Genomic DNA, 353 nt, shown 5'->3' with positions numbered 1-353 from the left:
CCGGAACAGGTCGTACCCGATGATTCCGTGGATGGTAATGCCCAGGGAAGGCGAAAAATTCATTTCCCTGTCCAGCACCACGTACAACTGCTGGCCGGGATTTACCAGACCCTTTAATTTGAAAATATTGCCGGTGGAACGCAACGCGTCGATAGGGTCGCCCGTTCCCAAACCGCGGATCTGGATTTTGGCAACATTTCGGAGCTCTATGGAGTCCTGGTCGGCAACGTTGAAGAGGATGGGTTTGTTCACGCCCGTGACCAGGATAAAACGCAGCGGGGTCCCGTTGACTTCAAGGGGGATAATCATCAGGTTATTCACCAATTCGAATGGGATCTTCGGGCTTTTTTTCC

General features: G+C 52.1%; 1 protein-coding gene. It reads right to left on the bottom strand.

Going from position 1 to position 353, the window contains the following annotated elements:
* Positions 1-353, bottom strand: a 353-nt coding sequence (locus ACRHNM_RS16425; protein WP_431137711.1) for a retropepsin-like aspartic protease, incomplete at both ends; no start/stop codon positions are given.

It is taken from the genome of Psychroserpens mesophilus, from assembly GCF_050617655.1.
Taxonomy (GTDB): Bacteria; Bacteroidota; Bacteroidia; order Flavobacteriales; family Flavobacteriaceae; genus Psychroserpens; species Psychroserpens mesophilus_A.
The sequence above is the reverse complement of the archived record's forward strand: the minus strand, read 5'-3'. Positions and strand labels throughout refer to the sequence as shown.